Source organism: Streptomyces montanisoli, from assembly GCF_017813245.1.
Lineage (GTDB): Bacteria > Actinomycetota > Actinomycetes > Streptomycetales > Streptomycetaceae > Streptomyces > Streptomyces montanisoli.
Genome location: NZ_JAGIQL010000057.1, coordinates 19,911 through 36,776 on the forward strand (window position 1 = coordinate 19,911; position 16,866 = coordinate 36,776).

Sequence of the window (16,866 nt, forward strand, 5' to 3'; positions counted from 1 at the left end):
CTCCAGGCTTCCGTGGTGCCTTCGGCGCCACCATGCATTAGCTCCCCAGGACATGGCCGTCGGGGGCCGGGACAGCGGGATCTGCCTGGCGCAGGGCAAGGAGCAGCCGGTCGCGCAGCACTTCCTGCTCGGAAGGCGGATGGAGCGACTGCACGGGCGCCCACGCGAAGAGCAAGTGGCTGAGGGCAAGGTAGCGGTCGGCGGCGTAGACAGTGTCGGTCTGCGACTGGTAGACGGCGTGCTGGAGGATGGTCAGAACTGGTTCTTGCAGGTCGGGCAGTGAGGCGGCCGCGTTCATCCAGGCGTTGAGGGCTTGTTGGAGGAGCGGGCCAGGCAGTGTGCGGTAGTGCAGCAGCAGGTCCCGCCAACGTGCGGTCTGCCACGCCTGGCTCTTGTCCTCGTGTGCTGCGACCAGCAGGACAGGGCGACCGTCCTCGGTGGTTCGCGCGGCGAGGTGCAGGAAGGCATGATGGGCGGCGGTGCGGCGGCCCGCCTCCGGACTGCGTGACCAGTCGTCTAGCTGGTCTTGAATTTCGCTGCGGCTGGTCGGCTGGTCCCACAGCACAGTCAATGCGTGTCCGACTGCGTCGGTGACGTCCTCGTCTTCGGTGTGGGCGGCGAGTTCAGTCAGCCGCAGCAGCATCATGGTGGGGTAGACGTCGGCGAGGCGTTCACAGGCCCGGGCCAGCGCGGTCTTGAGGCGAGGTGGGACGTCCCGGTCACTGCGGCGGGCCCAGGCGAGATAGGCGTCGCGGACTCGGCGGCCGGTCCCGGTGTCCACAGCGGCCACGGTGAGCAGGTCGCGGGCCTGCTCGGGTAGAGATGTGGACCACTGGCCGGCGATGTCGCGCAGTAGCTGTGTGGCGCGCCTGCCGTGCTTGGCGCGCATGTACTGCAGCGCCCACGTGGTGACCCGGTCGGCCAGCTGATTCGCTACGTCGTCGGGCAAGTCTTTGTTGCCGGTCTGATCGGCCGTCCAGTGGGTGAATCTTTTGATGAGGTGGGGGCGGTCGGCCCAGAAGTAGTCGACGACGGCCTCGCCGTAGCCGATGCGCCGGAAGCGGAGAGTGTCGTCGTCGGTCACATAGGCATCGATAGCGTCGGTCAGGGCGATCACGCCCAGGCCTTGCTGGCCATGCCGGGGCGGGGGACTTTCACCCAGCGCCTGGGCGAGGGTGTCGGCGGCTCCGTATACGGTCTCCACCGGAGCTCCGTTCAAGACCGCTGCAGCCAGCAGATAGTTGCGGTGGGCGCTGTCTTCGTGCCGGGTGTGCCAGTCCAGCAACTCGGCGCGCCAGTCCTCCACGGCCTGGACCACCTCGTGGACCAGGTCCTTGAAGGGTTTTTCCTTCTTCAGATCGAGGCATTCGGCCTCACGGATGGCCTCGGCCCAGCGGGCCACCTTGGCCGGAGGCCCGTCTTTGATGCCTGCGGTAACTTCGGAGGCACCGATCCAACGATCCGACTTGACGGGCGGCGGTGTCCTCTCCAGGTGGGCCCTCAGCACCTCTTCCGGTGGCGGTAGCGGCAGGCGATGGGCCAAGCGGTCGGTTCCCTTACTGGCGTGCCGCCAGGGTTCCGTGGCGGCGAGGACAGCCAGGTAGGAGCCGCAATCTGCGAGGTGCGGGGCATCTTCGAGCAGGGCTGGGCCGACGCCCGAGGGAAGCCTGTTCCCTTCGTCCCGCAGGTCGAGGATCCAGCCGGTCTTGTGGTCCTCCAGCCCCTCGGCACTGAAGGCCTCCCCCGGCTCCCGCCGCACGTGCCGGATGTTGTCGCCCACCTTGCGGTGCAGGGCGGCCAGCGCAGCGGTGTAGCGGCCGGGATGGTCCGGGGCGTGCAGTACCAGGACGTGGTGCTGAGTGAGGATGCGGTGCAGTTCTTCTTTCTCCTGCACGGGTTGCTCGTAGGTGGCCAGTCGCTCAGTGATCCATTCGGGGGGCAGCAGGTCACCACGCAGTCGGTTGATCGCCTGGTTGATCTGGAGGCCGATGTTGACGCCGTTGTTGTCGGCGAGGCGCTGGTGGATGGAGATGAGCGGCTTGTATCCGACGTCTCGTTCGTCATCCACTCCCCCCTTCCCGTCGGCTCTGTCTTCCTCGTCCGCCGGACGTGGTTCATGCGGAGTGCCGTTTGAAGTCAGCGGAGCCGCGTGTGGGGAGCCTGTCAGCGGAGGCTGGCCGTCGCCGGAACCCGGGTCCGTGGTGGTAGCCGTGAGGGGCGGCCGGGCGGGCCCCGGGGCTCCGGGATCCTGTTGGGCAGGATGCTTCCAGGGCTGGGCAGCGCTCTCGGTGGTCATTGCTGTACCTCGCAGACATCGGCCGGATCGGGCATGAGGCGCATGCGGCGTTCACACGGGCGGCGGGCCGATCCGGCGAGCACGCATGCCAATGTTGGTGCCGCTCCGCTCCACGGTGTCGACATCCTGGTCCACGAGGGCATCTCCGAGGATTTCGCCAGCGTCCATGCCGATCTGCCGGCCTGTCACGCGTCGGGTGCGCTGGCGCACAACCGTTCCCGACGCCGGGCGCTGCTCTCCCTGGAAGGTCAGGTGCTGGCCGTAGATTTCCTCCAGCACGCCGCGCAGCCGCCCGAGTGTGCGCAGGAGCGAGTCGTCGCTGGGGGCAACAGGCGCGTCACCGCGGTAGTACACGTGCAGCGCGTCGCGCAACTCCTCCAGGTCCTGCGTGCGTTCGGCGAGTCGGGAAGCGTCCGCCTGCAGGGGCAGTACCAGCGTGCCCGCAAGGGCGGTGGGGGGCTGCGGGTCGGCCTCCGGCGTATCACCACGGTCCAACAGCCGCTCGAGGCGCTGATAGAGGAAGGCCAACGTCGGCGTCAAGCCCGCACCGATCACGGCAGACAGCGCAGCGAAATCTGTCACAGCAACTCCCCCGGAACACACGGAAAGACATGGCGCATCCGGCCAATTCTTAACCGCGTCCTCGACTACGCTCTACAGCTTCTCCGATTCTGACTTAAAACACACCTCGCCTATTGCCACTCCTGTCACACAGGTTTCGCAGGTGCCCCGCCGCGAACACCCTGCATTCCCGTCGGCTACCGGGTCCCGTCCCTGTCCGGAGCCCGGTGGCCGTACTGCTGATAGGGAAGTTCATCGGGGTGACCGGCCAGGCGCGCCCGGCGCCAGGCGGCATCGAAGTCCATCCGTCCCCCGCTAGCCTGCACCAGCCGGCGGGCACGCCAACTAGTAACCGGGGAAAGTAACCAGCGCATCAGGGTCAGTCGCATAGCTCCCATCGTCGCGACAGATTCGGCGACGCGAGGACGAAACGGTATTCGAGCGGCCAAGCTGTGCGCGAAGGGGAAGATTCCAAGCCAGCACCGCGCGACATTGACGCGTCGGATGGGAATTGAGTTACTCAAGATTTCTTTGCGTATACTGTTTCGCGCGGTTCACGTGAGTCTCTGCGTGCCGGAAGTCCAGCCCTTGGTTGCCCTACGGCGGCGAACACGGAGCGACGGCCAAGCGCGCCGTCGGCAGGGCACGAGCCGGGGAAGGTCCCGGCGCTCGGGGGCCCAGGACCGTGGTGAGCAGTCCGAGTTTCCAGGAGCAGCGGTGGCGCTTCGTTGGGTATCGGCATGACACCGGGCCCTATGCGCCGGCACTGACATCCCGCCGATGCTTCCGCTCCGTCGAGATCGTCGATGTGACTCGGTCGGCACCGCAGGGACTTCCCCACGGCACTCTCCTTTGTGTAGCCACGCCGCATCGCGGGGCGCGGCGGTGGGCCGTGATCGGCAGTGCACCCCCGTCTCCATGCGGCTCGACCAGCTCAGACGCTGCGCTCGAGGAGATGCCACCAGCGGGACGGCTGTTCAGCCGCATACCAGCGCGGAGTACGCCATCGGTTCTCAACCCGTGTGAATACGAGACGGCGACGTGCGCGGGAGGCCATGACGTGCAGTACCCGCAGTTCCTCTGCCAATGCTTCTCCCTGGGTGCTGCGGAAGTCCGGGATGCTTCCTTCCTCCAAGCCGATGACGTAGCCGACGTCGAACTCCTGGCCCTTGCCTGCGTGCCCGGTGAGCAGGTGAAGTCCGGGAGAGACCGGGGCGTCGGAGGTGGTGTGGGGACGGAAGGCCGCGAGTGTCTGTTGCAGAGGGGACGTGGTGAGCCGATCCCTGAGAGCCTCACAGGCGATGCTCAGCTCGTCGAGTGTCGGAGCGTCGTCCGGAGGAAGCTGGCTCCGGCACAGGCGTTCCAATGCCGCAAGCTGCTCGACCCGATCGCTGCCGGCCGCGAGGGCCTCGGGAAGGTTTCGGTGCAGTAGTTCGGCGATCTGCGGGACCACCGTCGGCTGGTACCAGTCCTGGTAGTCGAGGCCGGCGAGGTCGAGAGCGCGGGCGATGTCGGTCATCCGGCGGAAGCTGCGGGTCATGACGCCCACGGTGCAGTGCGCGTCGTCGGCCAGGTCCTGGCGGACGGCGGCCACCAGGGCCTCGGCCTCTGCGGCGGTGTCCTCGAAGGCTCGGAGGTCGACCTTGCAGTCGTCACCCCAGTTGTCCGGGTTGGCGCAGTGCAGCGGTGTGGTGCCGAGTTCAGCTGCGAGCTGGTTGACGGCCTGGAGAACGGGTGGGCTCGAGCGGTACGAGACGTCGAGCCGGACCTCGGTGGGGTCTGCGGCTCGAATTGCGTCGAAGACGGCGGAGGGACGGGCACCGGCGAAGCCGTAGATGCCCTGGGCGGGGTCGCCGGCGTAGGTGGTGCGGCCTGCCCCGATCGCCTGGACCATGCCCAGTTGCAGGAGGCTGAGGTCTTGAACTTCGTCCACCAGGACTACTGCGAAGTGCTCGCGGTACAGGCGCGCCACCCTCGGGTCGGTGAGCAGTCGGGCGCCATAGCGCAGGAGGTCGTCGTAGTCGATCTGCTGGGCTTCTCGCAGGATCCGTTCGTAGGTCACGGCTAAGTCCTCCCCGGATGCTGCCAGCTGCGCCATCACCTCGTCGTCGTCCTGCAGACGTGTTTTTGCGAGGGTCAGCGCCCGTTCCGCGGCTGCGGTGCGGTAGCCGAGGCCGGCAGCAGCTCGGAGGCGTCGGTGCGAACCGCGTTCAGGGAACGGCTGGACGGGGTCTATGCCAATGACTGCGCCGTGAGCGCGTACCAAGCGTCCGGCGAGTCCATGGAAGTTGGTAACGGTGACCCGTGTGCGCGCGGCCGACGGCAGGATCTCCGTGAGGCGGGAGGCGAGGTTGTCGCGGGCCTTGTTCGAGAATGTGAGCGCCAGGATCTTCCGAGGTGCGATGACAGCATGGTCGTTGATGAGGCGGGCCGCGCGCTGCGCAAGAGCCTGTGTCTTGCCGCAGCCGGCCGGGGCCAGCACGAGGATGTCCTGGGCGTCCATGGCCGCGAGACGGTCGGCGGCTCTCTGCTCGGTCAGAGGGCTCACGCTGCCACCATGCGCAGGAAGTGGCACAGGTCGGACAGGGACGCGGTGTCGGCCTCGGTCAGTGCGTCCGCTGAGGCGATCGCGGCGGGCAGTTTGCGCTTGCTGCAGAAGTGGGCGACGTGTTCCAGAGTGATGTCCGCGAGGGAAGTAACCTTATTGAGATTCAAGAGCGATTTCACAGGGAGCGCCGAGTCGTCCCCGATGATCTTGAGCATGCGGTCTCGGCCCAGGGCGGTGGTGTACAGGCCTTCCAGGTCCGGCTGGCACACGAAGTAGCCATAGGATTCCAGGTCTTCGGGTGCGGCACCCACGGCCTCGGCCCAGTCCTTGCGGGCGTCCTCGTCGGTGATGCCGTACAGCGGCACGGCGAATCCCTCCGGGCCGAGCAGCCGGTAGACGCTGGGGAACATCTGGCAGCCGCCGAGCTCCACGATCGCGATGCCCCGGCGGTCGAGGTCTAGGCCGATCAGGTCGGCGAACCGCTCGATGAAGAGGCGGTCGCTCGCGCCCTCCACGAAAAGAATCTTGCGGGCCGTGAGCGCGTCGATCATGTTGGGGAGCCAGAACTTGGCCGCCTGCACCTTGCCGCTGATGACGTTGGCCTCGGGCAGTTGCCGTGGCGCGCGGTCGGCTCCGAAGGCGACGATGTCGAGCGGGTTCATCTGCCCGACCAGGGACGCGGAGTGCGACACGATCAGCCGCTGGCCGGGACTGTCCCGGAAGGTGCGGGCGATCGCCCGCTGGGCCGTGGTGTGCAGGTGGATCTCCGGCTCGTCCATGCCGACGATTCGGGCAGTGCGCTGGGTCATGCCCAGCAGCGCCAGCAGGGAGAGAGCGCGGACGCCGTCGGACTGCTCGGTGAGCCGGGCCGGGTGCTCACCGTCCTGGACGGTCACCGTCATTCCCGCCAGTGGCGATCCCCCCAGGTCGGAAGCCGGCGTCAGGTGGATGTCGTCGGGATGCACCTGCTGGGGCAGCGCCTGGCTGAGGGTGTGGGCGAGCTCGACGCCGAAGTCCTTTACTGTGCAGGCTTCTTGGACCGCCTCGCGCAGGCGGGTCGCCGCTTCGGCGACGGTGTCGGCGTCCGCGCCCAGGTCCAGTCCGTCCAGCAGGCTCTGCATGGTGCCGCCGGTGCCGCCAAGTTCGCGGTTCATCGAGCGGGCGGCCGGGACGTAGGCCCATCCAAGCGCGTCGACCTGGTCGCGGGTGGGTCCCCGGTCGTGTCCAGCGCCGTCGAAGTACCGGCGTGCGTCCATCGTCTCCGCGGCGGCGGCGGGGTCGGCGCCCTCCGGGACGTTGAGCGTGGCCACGACTACGATGCGGATCGTCTCCGCAGTGTCGCCGAACATCACCTCGTCGGGAAACGCGGCACGGTCTTCGTTGTCAAGGTCGCACAGGTCTACCTGCAGTCGCAGCGGCCGCGTCAAGTCGGTGAAATCGCGCACCTGCAGGGCGGCGTACAGCTGAGCGCGGGTCGCACCCAGGCACAGGTGAACGGCGCGCAGCACACTGGACTTCCCGGAGTCGTTGGGCCCGATGAGAACCAGATGCCGACGAACCGGGATTCCCCCGTCCGGGAGCCGTCGATAGTTCTCCCAGCTGATCCTGCTGATACGCACTCGTGCCTCACTACGTCCAGACTGTCGCAGACCATCACAATCTTGACCCGAACCTCGGCAACATCACCAGATGATTTCACGAACCCGGAGAGCGAGGAACGGCGAAGCAGCTCTGAGCACGAACGCGGGCCCGAGCGTCCGCCCGTCCGCGCCCCACGCACCTGGGTCTCGCTCCACTTCAGGAAGCGGCTGGCACACGGGGTTGTGTGGCAGGAGCCGGACATGGCTGTCCTCCCGCTCGAAGCGTTTCCGGCGTTTCCCAGGAAGCGCTGGTCGAGCTCCATCTGACTTCAACCGGGGCGCCGCTCAGCGGACTGGAGACGTTCGCCTGGGTGCCGACACCCCAGCGGCCGCAGAGCCCTGTGATGAGCCTCGGCTGGCCACCGCTCGAGGCACGCCTGCCCATGCGAGGAACCGGTGCTGAGCAACGACCTATGCGGCGGCCCTACAGCCGGTTCCCGAGCGGTCCGGAGCCGGCCCTCGAAGCGCGGCGCGGCGTAAACGGTCGAAGAGGTGGTCCTGTTGATGCGAGCGTCCGCAACGGTAGGTCCAGCGTGGCCGGACCGGCCACGCCGAGGACGGCGTAGAGGCGGTGCCTGGCCTGTGTACCGATGCGCGCATCATCACTTGGGGTGCGCCCGCAACGCGCCGTGGACAGGGCGTTGCTGAGTCGCTGTTGTCTTTCCGAACGTGAGGGCGGCGTTTTCGCTGGTCAGGCATGGGATCGGTGGTTCGGTGGGAGTTGTGGCCTGTTGGGTTGTCGCTCGCTGGGGAGGCCGGGATGCCGTCGGTTATCGGGTTGTTGGAGGAGCGCGAGTTGGGTGCTCGCCGTCGGGTGGATGGGTTGCGTGAGGAGGCTGACCGGATCCAGGCGGAACTGGCTGCCGCCGAGGTGGAGTGGCAGGAGTGGGTGATCGCCCGCAGGCGGGTCGATACGGTGCTGGCTGTGGACGGCGGCGATACCGCCGAGGCGGAGATCACCCTGGGTGTGGGGCATGCGGACGTGCCGCCGGCGCCCGGGGGTGCGGTGAAGCCGAAGTCGCCGGTTCCGGTGTGGCATGAGGGCCTTGCCTGGTCCGTGCTGTCGGTTGACTACCAGCGCATTCTCACCGCGCTCGCGGACCGGGCCCGGCTCCATCAAGGGCCGCTGACCTGCCAGGAGATGGCTGCGGCGTTCGGCATGGACGTGGTGCCGGCACGGGTGGAGGCGCTACGGTCGAAGGCGAAACGCCTGGTCGCGCGGGGTTGGCTGGCTGAGCCCGCGCCGGGCCGGTTCACGCCAGCTGCGGGCGTGTCCGGGCCAGGCGGCGCGTCATGACCATGGTCATCGACCAGTAGACCATCGCCTCGGCGCTGGTGGTGCGGCATTCGTAGTCGCGAGCCAGGCGGCGGGTGCGCATCAGCCAGGCGTTGGTGCGCTCCACGATCCATCGTTTGGGCAGCACCACGAAGCCCTTCTGGTTGTCGCTGCGTTTGACGATGCTCAGGACCAGCGCGAGCGTGGCCAGGCAGTGCTCGACGAGGCTGCCGGTGTATCCGCCGTCGGCCCAGACCAGCTCCAACTGGTGGTGGGCGTCGGCCACCTGCCCGAGCAGGACCTTCGCGGCGGTGCGGTCGCCGATATCCGCCGCTGTGACCATCACGCCCAGCAGCAGGCCGAGCGTGTCGACCACGAGGTGCCGTTTCCGCCCGTTGATCAGCTTGCCGCCGTCGAACCCGCGGCTGTCCGACCCGACGACGGCGTCTGCCTTGACCGACTGCGAATCGATCACGCCGGCCGTCGGCTCCGTATCCCGGCCCTCCCGTTCGCGGAGGCGGCCACGCAGCCGGTCGTGGAATTCGGTGACCAGGCCGTGGTCGCGCCAGCGGCGGAAGAACGCGTAGACACGGTCCCACGGCGGGAAGTCAGCGGGCATGGCCCGCCACTTGATGCCATTGTCGACCAGGTAGCGGATGGCATCGAGTATCGCCCGGTGGCAGTACGCTTCCGGGCGGCCGCCCCGTCCTCGCATCCACCCCGGCACCGGAAGCAACGGCCGGAGAACCGCCCACTCCGCGTCCGTTACGTCCGTCGGATAACGCGGCTGTCGCGACCCGTTGTCAGCGGCGTTTCCGAACCGGTGAGCCAGACAGTCACACCCACGAGTGACCGAACTGGACTGGCCGGCCACAGACACGGAACACTGCGGCACCGGGGCCTCCTGATGTTGCTCGCTGATTCGACACCAATGAGCTGTTCAGAAGGCCCCACCTCTATGCCACGAGCCCTTCGCCATCACCCAATCGGGAACCTCGGTTCGAAGCGCATCCCTCACCAGGGCGGTTTCATAGTCTTGTTGATCAAGTGGATGTGCTTGTCACGGCAGCGTGACGATGTGCCGGTGGTCCGCTACGCACGCAACGAAGCTCCGTTGTGCAGGTGACCTTCCCAAGTCGCCTTCGCCCAACGGAGCTTCGATGTGCCGCCAGTCTGCCACCGTGTGTCTGATCAAGTCGCCCTCGCGTCAGCAGCGCGCGATCGCTGATCTCCCCTCCCGGCTGGCGACCTTGGCCGATCCGCGTGACCGGCGCGGGAAGCGTCACTCGTTCGTGAGCGTCCTGCTGACCGCCTGCTCGGCGGTCCTGACCGGCGCGAAGTCGTTCGCCGCCATCGGCCAGTGGGCATCGAACGCCCCTCAAGATGCCCTGGCCCGCCTCGGTGCCCGCACGGCGACGGCCTTCGGCATCCGGATCGCGCCGAGCACGGCGACCATCCGCCGCATCATCAACGCGGTCTGCCCCGGTGGGCTCGCTGACCTGCTCGGATACGACCCGGCCGACGCGGACACCCTGGCGGTGGACGGCAAGAGCGCCCGCGGCTCGCGCGTCGACGACAGCCCAGCCGCCCACCTGCTGGCCGCGATCACCGGCGACGGCATGACCGTCACTCAACTCAGGGTCCCGAAGAAGACGAACGAAATCTCCTGCTTCGCCGACCTGCTGTCCCCCTACGACCTGCGAGGAGTCACCGTGACCGCCGACGCTCTCCACGCGCAACGCGACCACGCCCGCTTCCTGGTCGAGGCCAAGGAGGCGCACTACGCCCTGACCGTGAAGCGGAACCAGGCCGGCCTGCACGAACGCCTGCGCACGCTGCCCTGGCAGAAGGTCACAGCGAAGTACTACGACCGCTCCCAGGGCCACGGACGCAAGGAGACCCGCGTCGTCCAGGTCCTGACCGTCGATGACCTCGACTTTCCGCACGCCGCCCAGGTCGCCCGCGTCGTCCGCCACCGCACTGACCTCAAGGCTGGCAGGCACGGCCGCGAGACTGTCTACGTCATCACCGACCTGACCAGCCAGGAAGCCTCGCCTCAGCGACTCGCGAAGATCGTTCGGTCGCAATGGGTGATCGAAAATCGGCTCCACTTCGTCCGTGACACCGCCTTCGCCGAAGACGCCTCCAAGATCCGCACCGGACACGGCCCCGACAACATGGCCACCCTCCGTAGCTTCGCCATCAATCAACTTCGCACCGCCGGCCACACGAACATCGCCGCCGGACTCCGCGAGATGTCCTACGACACCTTCCGCCGCCCGCTGGACCTCCTCGGCCTCAACTGACCTGCAGAGATGCCTGATCAGTCAGACTTTGAAACCGCCCTGCATCCCTCACGGCCGGAAAGCCAACAGCGACTGACACCCAGTTGAGGATCTCCCGGAACAGGCCGCTATCTGGGGAGCACGGGCAGCGCGGGCCAGGACCGGCAGGCTTTTACTGTCAAGGCGCGACAGCAGCGCGCTGCCAGCCCTGCGCCGCTGTCTTGGGTCACGATCAAGTACCGGCTTATGTGCACAGCGTTCCGGCTATGCGAAGATCCCTCCCAGTTCGGCCGGGGAGGCGGGGATCATGACGGCCAGGGATGACCAGTTTGAGGCGTCTGCTTCGGCGCTCGGCTACCTGTACCAGTTCGCGAAGGCACTGCACTTGTGCATTGAGCAGTCGATGAGCGGGCCGGGGTGGAGTGTCGCTGTCGAGGGCGCCGACGACATTGAGAAGCACGCCGGGTCGCTCACCGACCTGCTGCAGCTCAAGCAGCGGGCCGAGGGAGTGCGCCTGACCGACTCGGCACCAGATTTGTGGAAGACGCTGCGCATCTGGTGCCTGGCAGCGGCGGCCGGGCAGGTCAGTTTGCCCGAGACCAACTTTTTCCTCATGACCACTGCCGAGCTTCCCGAAGGCTCCGCCGCCTATCACCTCCAGCCCAGGGCCAGCGGTCACCGCGACGAGGAGAGGGCTCTCGCCCTGCTGCGGCAGGCCCGCACGGCGTCCACTAACGACAGCCTGCGGAAGGCGTTCGAGGCGTTCGACGCCCTGAACGGTGCGGGCGGGCCGGGGCAGGGCGCCCTGCTCGCGCGGATCGATGTCATCGGCGGTGCTCCCCGGATCGACGAGGTGCGCGAGACGATGCTTGGGCATGCGGCGCTCGCGGTGGGCCACCACCTCGCCAAGGCGTTTCTGGTCCGGCTGGAGGGCTGGTTCTACGACCGGGTGATCGAGCAGCTGCGGACAAAGGGCGGGGTACCAGTCACGGGTGAGGAGTTCGACCAGGTCTTCAGCGAGTTGCGTCATCAGTTCGGGCCCGACAACCTCCCCATCGATCCCGACATTGCGCAGAGCGAGCCCGAGCCGGCCGAGTCCACCGACAAGACGTTCGTGCGCCAACTCGACTTGATCGGTGTGGGCGGCGACCGCATCCGGCTCGCAGTGCGGGACTATGTGCGGGCCTTCGACCAGCGGTCGCGGTGGTCGGAGGAGAAGCTTCTGCGGGTGGGCGAACTCGGCGCCTACGAACGCCGACTGGTCGAGGAGTGGCGAGCCCGCTTCGCGGACATGCGCGAGGAGCTCGGCGACGAGGCGTCCGAGGCGGAGATGAAACGCGAGGCTCGGCAGATCTACCGCTGGGTCGACCGGGACGCTCGCGCGCAGATCCGCACCGGTCTCGAAGAGGTGTTTATCCCCAAGGGCTCGTACCACATGCTCGCCGACGAGCTGAAGGTCGGCTGGCACCCTGACTTCACCGCGCGGCTGATGTCCCTGCTAGAGCCGAGCGGAGCGCGCTGATGTCATCGCTTGCACTCAGCCGCGAGGAGCGCGCGTTGTACAACCCGGCGTTCACGGCCGTGCTGTGCACCCGCGCGGTGCAGGGCTACGACAAGCAGTACGCGGGCCCTTGCCCTGTGCCGGTCGCGGTCACCGCCGCCGTCATGGCCCTGCAGCCGTCCATCCGGGCCGTGCTGCCGGCCACCACGGGAACGGGCCTGATGGGGTGGCTCGACGCCCACGACGAAGTGCCGGTGGTCATGGCGCGCAACGCGGCCACCGTGGCGTCAGTGGTGCGGCCCGGCCTGCTGTTCGCGCTGCAGGGCCGGGTCCTGGAGTACGGCGACGGCGGTCTGAGACTGGTGGCGAGGGCGCTCGGCAAGACCGTCAGCGCAGAGACCGAGCAGAACCTCGCCATCCAGAAGGCGGCCGTCCAGCTCGGCCGTTGGCTGCCCAGCACGGGCAGCATCAGCACTGTCCTGACGCTCCTTGGAGTCAAGCCGTGACCTTCCAGATCCAGGCCGTGACGATCTACGGAAAGCAGCCCGGCCAGATCCGCACCGTGCCGTTTCGGCCCGGTGAGTTGAACATCGTCACCGGCGACTCCCGGCGTGGCAAGAGCGCCCTGCTCACCATCATCGACTACTGCCTGGCCAGCGGCGGCTATCCGGTCAAGGCCGGCCGGGTCCGCGACTATGTCAGCGCCTACGCCGTCACCCTGGTCAGAAGCGGCCAGCAGCTGTTCGTCGCTCGTCGAGCGCCCGCGGGGAAGGCCGCGTCCAGCACCGTGCTGTGCGTTCTCGCCCAGGCCCACGGCACGCCGCCCCCGCCGCTAGAGTCCCTCACCTTCGCCACACCGCTGGACGCGGCAAAAGACAGGATCAGCGACTTCTGCGGCATCGACCGCACCGTTCGGGTGCCGGCCGTGGGCAACGCCAGGACCATCGCCCCGTCCATCCGCCATGCCCTGTTCTTCTGCTTCCAGGCACAGAACGAGGTCGCCAATCAGGACTTGCTCTTCCATTCCCAGGGCGAGGAGTGGCGTCCCAACACCATCCGCGGTGTCCTGCCCTACTTTCTGGGCGCGGTCGATGTGGAACAGGCCTTGCGGCGCAACCGGCTGCGTATTTTGCGCCGTGACCTCGCCGATCTGGAGGCCGCCCTCGCCCCGGCCCGCCAGCTCGACCCGGCGGCGGGGCAGGCACTGGCCCTGGTGACGGAGGCCGTCGAGGCAGGTCTGCTCGCCTCGCCGTCCGAGGGACGGCAGGAACCTCAGGCGGACGAGGTCCTCGGTCTGCTGCGTCAGGCTCTCGACCACAACAGCCCCGTGGCCGCCGGGGACGATGCTGAAGATCCGCTGGGTGTCCTGACCGCCCGCCGCGGCGAACTGCGCCGCCTGCACGGGCAGACCCGCGTGAAGATCACCGACCTGAAGCGGGCGGTTGCGGAGAACACCGCCTTCACCACCCAGGCCACCGAGCAGCGCGCCCGCCTGGTCTCCCTCGGCCTGCTGCGCCTGGACCCCGAGACCTCCCAGGCATCGCACTGCCCGGTGTGTGACAGCGCCCTGGACTCGGCCAATGAGACCGTCACCGCGCTCACCGGCGATCTGGCCCACCTAGAAGGCGATCTTGAGGTCATCGGCAGCGACACCCCGGCCCTGCAGCGTCTGCTCGGCCAGGAGGAAGAGCGTCTGCAACAGCTGCGCTCCGCGCTCGCCCGCAATCAGGAGGAGATAAACGAGGTCAGCGCCGGCCTGCGGGCCCTGCACCGCGAGCCCGACGCCATACGCCGGGCCGCTCTGGTCCAGGGGCGCATCAGTCTCTACCTGGACAGCACCGCGCAGCGCACGGTGCTCCCCCAGATCGAGGACCGGCGTGAGGAACTGCGCGGGCAGATCGCCCATCTTGAGGAACTGCTCAGTGACGACATCCAGGGCGAGCGTCTGGCCAGCTACCTCTCCCTGATCAGTCAGAAGATCACGGCCAAGGCGAAGGCTCTCGGGCTCGAGCACTCCGAGAACCCGGTCCGCCTCGACGCCAACCGGCTCACCGTCATCGCCGACAAGCCCGACGGACCGTTGCCCCTGCGCGAAATGGGCAGCGGCGAGAACCACCTCGGCTACCACGTGGCGGCGCTGCTGAGCCTGCACGAGTGGTTCACCGAGCACCACGCGCCCGTGCCGCGCCTGCTCGTTCTCGACCAGCCGTCGCAGGTGTACTTCCCCCGAGACCACACCGATGACGCGGTCCTGGGAGAGGACGACCGCAACAGACTGCTGAACGTGTTCCGTGCCTTCCACGACACGCTGCGCCTGCTGGACGGCCAGTTCCAGATCATCGTCATGGAACACGCCGATCTGGCCGATGACGCCTTCGCCCCGTATGTCAGAGAGCGGTGGCGCAACGACCTCAACGAAGCACTCGTGCCAGCCGACTGGATCGACGAGGCGGACGATACCGCAGCCCAGGACGACTGACCGGTCCTCCGCTCTCATCGCTGGACGGTCATGGCCAGTCCTGCTTTTCGAGGATCTCCATCAGGTGACTCTCGATGGAGCAGCGGTGAGATCACAGGTCATCAGTGGCGAGGCCAACGGGTGCGCGACTGGCTTCACCGCCCGGCTACGTCCAGGAATTACTCTCCCGAGCGCTTCCTGATCTCCTCAATAGAGGAACGTGTCGCGGCACTCCGGCCACGCTCCACGCTCCACGCTCCACGCTCCACGCTCCACGCTCCACGCTCCACGCTCCACGCTCCACGCTCCACGCTCCACGCTCCACGCTCCACGCTCCACGCTCCAGCCAGATAATGCCTCTGACCAGCGCAGGTCCCGCACCTGCCATAACGGTCTGTACGAGAACGACATGGGCATTCGTCACTCATGTCAGTAGCGGATCGGCACCACATGTCAGTGCCAATCACCAGGTCACAGGGCTTGTGTCACTGACACCTAAGTGACGATGTTCAACTGACACTCTCCTGCAGACCATCACTGTGGCTGGCCTGTGTAAACACGCATCCTTCAGAGGGCTCGCGCAAGAAAGGTCGCATCCGGCAGCGGCCATCAACGACGACAGCTCGTCACCATCGGCCGGGAAGCGATCACCTTTGCTGAGGTCCTTCCGCGCCCGTGCTTCGGTCCACCCGCACCGACGGCTCCCGTTCTGCCGCAGGGCGGTCAGCGTGCCGGCGGGTTTCCGTCGGGGTGCTCGTGGATCCAGGAAAGGCCGCCGAGGTCGAGGCGCCGGCGGGTGCGGGTGACGGCGACATAGGCGAGACGGGCTTCGCTGTCGCTGATCGGTCCGGGGACGGGGCGGCCGGTGTCGTCGTGCTTGTCGGTGTTCTTCGGCGGGGTGAAGTCGTCGGCGATCTTCACGCAGGGCCATTCACGGCCTTTGGCCTTGTGGGCAGTTGACACGGTCACCTCGGCCTGTTGCTCCGGAGTGAGGTGAGCGAGGGCGGCCAGGATGGCGTCGGTGCCGTGGGTGTCGACGAGGTCGACCAGCGGCTGCAGGTCACGTCCGGCCGGGTCGTGGGCTGCGTAGTCCTGCAGTTCACCCCAGGAGGGGAACAGCACCAGCTCGGGGTGGGAGGTGCGGCGGCCCTCCTTGAGGTCACGGGCGGCCAGGGCCAGGGCGCGCAGGCTGTCCCCTCCCCCGGCCAGTCCCACGCGGTATCCGGCGGCCAGCAGGTCCATGACGTGGGCCATGGCGCCGACGTTGGTGCGGCACAGCACGACGTCGGGCCGGACGAGGTGCCCGAGTTCGGTAGGCACGGCGGGGGTGCCGGTCAGGCGGATCGGTGCCTCCGCGATGGAAAGCCAGCGGTTGGCCTCCTGGGCCAGGTGGGGGCCGAAGCGGAAGGACTGCGACAGGACGAGCTGAGTGCCCTCGAAGCCTGTCATGACGTCTTTGGCGCCGCGCCACTGGTAGATGGCCTGGGCGGAGTCGCCGACCATCACCAGCTGAGCGTGGCCGCGCTGATCGAGAAAGATCTGTTCGACGACGGGGTTGGTGTCCTGGGCCTCGTCCAGCAGCAGGAAGTCGGCGTCGATCTTCGGCTGACTGAGAGCCCAGATCTTCAGGTAGTGGTCGTGGTCGAAGCGCACGGCCCCGTCGTCGGGGTGCTGCAGGTCGGCCCAGGCTTTGCGGGCGAACGGCACGATGTGGGCGGCGAGTTGGGTGTGCAGGTCCGTGTCTTCCAGACCGCGCAGGCGGGGGACGTGATGGCGGGTGATCGTCTCGTCGGCGGTGCGGCAGAAGCCGGCCACGGTGCGCAGCGTGGCGTTGGAGAGGGTCTTTTGTGAGATGTCGCGGTCGCCGATGCGGATCGGCTTGGTGATGCCGAGGGCCTGTCCGGTCTGCCAGGCCGGGCGGCGGGGGGCGTTCAGGCGGCGGGTGTAGCGGTGGCCGACGGCGGCGTAGGCCAGGGCGTGGGCGGTCTTGCACTGCACGGTGTCGGGGAAGCGGGTGCGTGCGTCCTGGGCGATGGCCCGGTTGTAGGCGAGGTAGCGGCCGCGGCGTTTGGTGGTGCGGGCGAGCAGGGTCAGGGTGGTGGTCTTGCCGGTACCCGCGCCGGCCTGCAGGGCGAGGTGGTGGCCGGCGTGGAAGGCGTCGGCCGCGGCCGTCTGTGAACCGTACCGGGTGAAGTGGAGACTCGATTTCATGAGAGGATCGAGTCATGGCACGTCCTTCCCGTTATCCTGTTGAGCTGCGCCGTCGTGCGGTGCGGATGGTCGCCGAGGTGCGACCCGAGT

11 protein-coding genes are annotated in these 16,866 nt (G+C 67.7%); 5 read left to right on the top strand and 6 right to left on the bottom strand.

Annotated features, from left to right (window positions below):
- Nucleotides 1-37: 37 nt before the first annotated feature.
- The 4 genes from JFN87_RS15940 to JFN87_RS15955 form a co-directional block, all read right to left on the bottom strand.
- Nucleotides 38-2,068 (bottom strand): hypothetical protein, encoded by a 2,031-nt coding sequence (locus JFN87_RS15940; RefSeq protein WP_209340728.1) that lies wholly within the window; start codon nt 2,066-2,068, stop codon nt 38-40.
- A 279-nt stretch (nt 2,069-2,347) separates the two neighbouring features.
- The gene (locus tag JFN87_RS15945) at nt 2,348-2,878 is read right to left on the bottom strand and encodes a hypothetical protein (RefSeq protein WP_307865468.1); all 531 of its coding nucleotides are present in this window, start codon (nt 2,876-2,878) and stop codon (nt 2,348-2,350) included.
- 913 nt (nt 2,879-3,791) lie between these two features.
- Entirely contained in the window at nt 3,792-5,405 is a 1,614-nt protein-coding gene (locus JFN87_RS15950; protein WP_209340729.1) for a UvrD-helicase domain-containing protein, read from the bottom strand.
- Complete coding sequence (locus tag JFN87_RS15955; protein WP_209340730.1) at nt 5,402-7,024, bottom strand: ATP-dependent nuclease; 1,623 nt, start codon at nt 7,022-7,024, stop codon at nt 5,402-5,404. Before JFN87_RS15955 ends, JFN87_RS15950 begins: the two co-directional genes overlap by 4 nt.
- A 781-nt stretch (nt 7,025-7,805) precedes the next feature.
- On the opposite strand from JFN87_RS15955, the gene JFN87_RS15960 reads away from it, so the two are divergent.
- Nucleotides 7,806-8,342, top strand: coding sequence for a hypothetical protein (locus JFN87_RS15960; protein WP_209340731.1), 537 nt, complete (start codon nt 7,806-7,808; stop codon nt 8,340-8,342).
- Here JFN87_RS15960 and JFN87_RS15965 read toward each other — a convergent pair.
- On the bottom strand, nt 8,299-9,153 hold the full coding sequence (locus tag JFN87_RS15965; protein ID WP_307865470.1) for an IS5 family transposase: 855 nt from the start codon (nt 9,151-9,153) through the stop codon (nt 8,299-8,301). The genes JFN87_RS15960 and JFN87_RS15965 overlap by 44 nt on opposite strands.
- A gap of 328 nt (nt 9,154-9,481) precedes the next feature.
- On the opposite strand from JFN87_RS15965, the gene JFN87_RS15970 reads away from it, so the two are divergent.
- The 4 genes from JFN87_RS15970 (at nt 9,482) to JFN87_RS15985 (ending at nt 14,586) form a co-directional block, all read left to right on the top strand.
- The gene (locus JFN87_RS15970) at nt 9,482-10,627 is read left to right on the top strand and encodes an ISAs1 family transposase (RefSeq protein WP_245179884.1); all 1,146 of its coding nucleotides are present in this window, start codon (nt 9,482-9,484) and stop codon (nt 10,625-10,627) included.
- A 286-nt stretch (nt 10,628-10,913) separates the two neighbouring features.
- Nucleotides 10,914-12,128: an ABC-three component system protein gene (locus tag JFN87_RS15975; protein WP_209340733.1), complete on the top strand. Its 1,215-nt coding sequence runs from the start codon at nt 10,914-10,916 to the stop codon at nt 12,126-12,128.
- Nucleotides 12,128-12,613 (top strand): three component ABC system middle component, encoded by a 486-nt coding sequence (locus tag JFN87_RS15980; RefSeq protein ID WP_209340734.1) that lies wholly within the window; start codon nt 12,128-12,130, stop codon nt 12,611-12,613. Before JFN87_RS15975 ends, JFN87_RS15980 begins: the two co-directional genes overlap by 1 nt.
- Nucleotides 12,610-14,586 (top strand): DUF3732 domain-containing protein, encoded by a 1,977-nt coding sequence (locus tag JFN87_RS15985; protein WP_209340735.1) that lies wholly within the window; start codon nt 12,610-12,612, stop codon nt 14,584-14,586. Before JFN87_RS15980 ends, JFN87_RS15985 begins: the two co-directional genes overlap by 4 nt.
- 702 nt (nt 14,587-15,288) lie before the next feature.
- Here JFN87_RS15985 and JFN87_RS15990 read toward each other — a convergent pair.
- On the bottom strand, nt 15,289-16,776 hold the full coding sequence (locus tag JFN87_RS15990) for a UvrD-helicase domain-containing protein (RefSeq protein WP_209340736.1): 1,488 nt from the start codon (nt 16,774-16,776) through the stop codon (nt 15,289-15,291).
- Between the last annotated feature and the right edge of the window lie 90 nt (nt 16,777-16,866).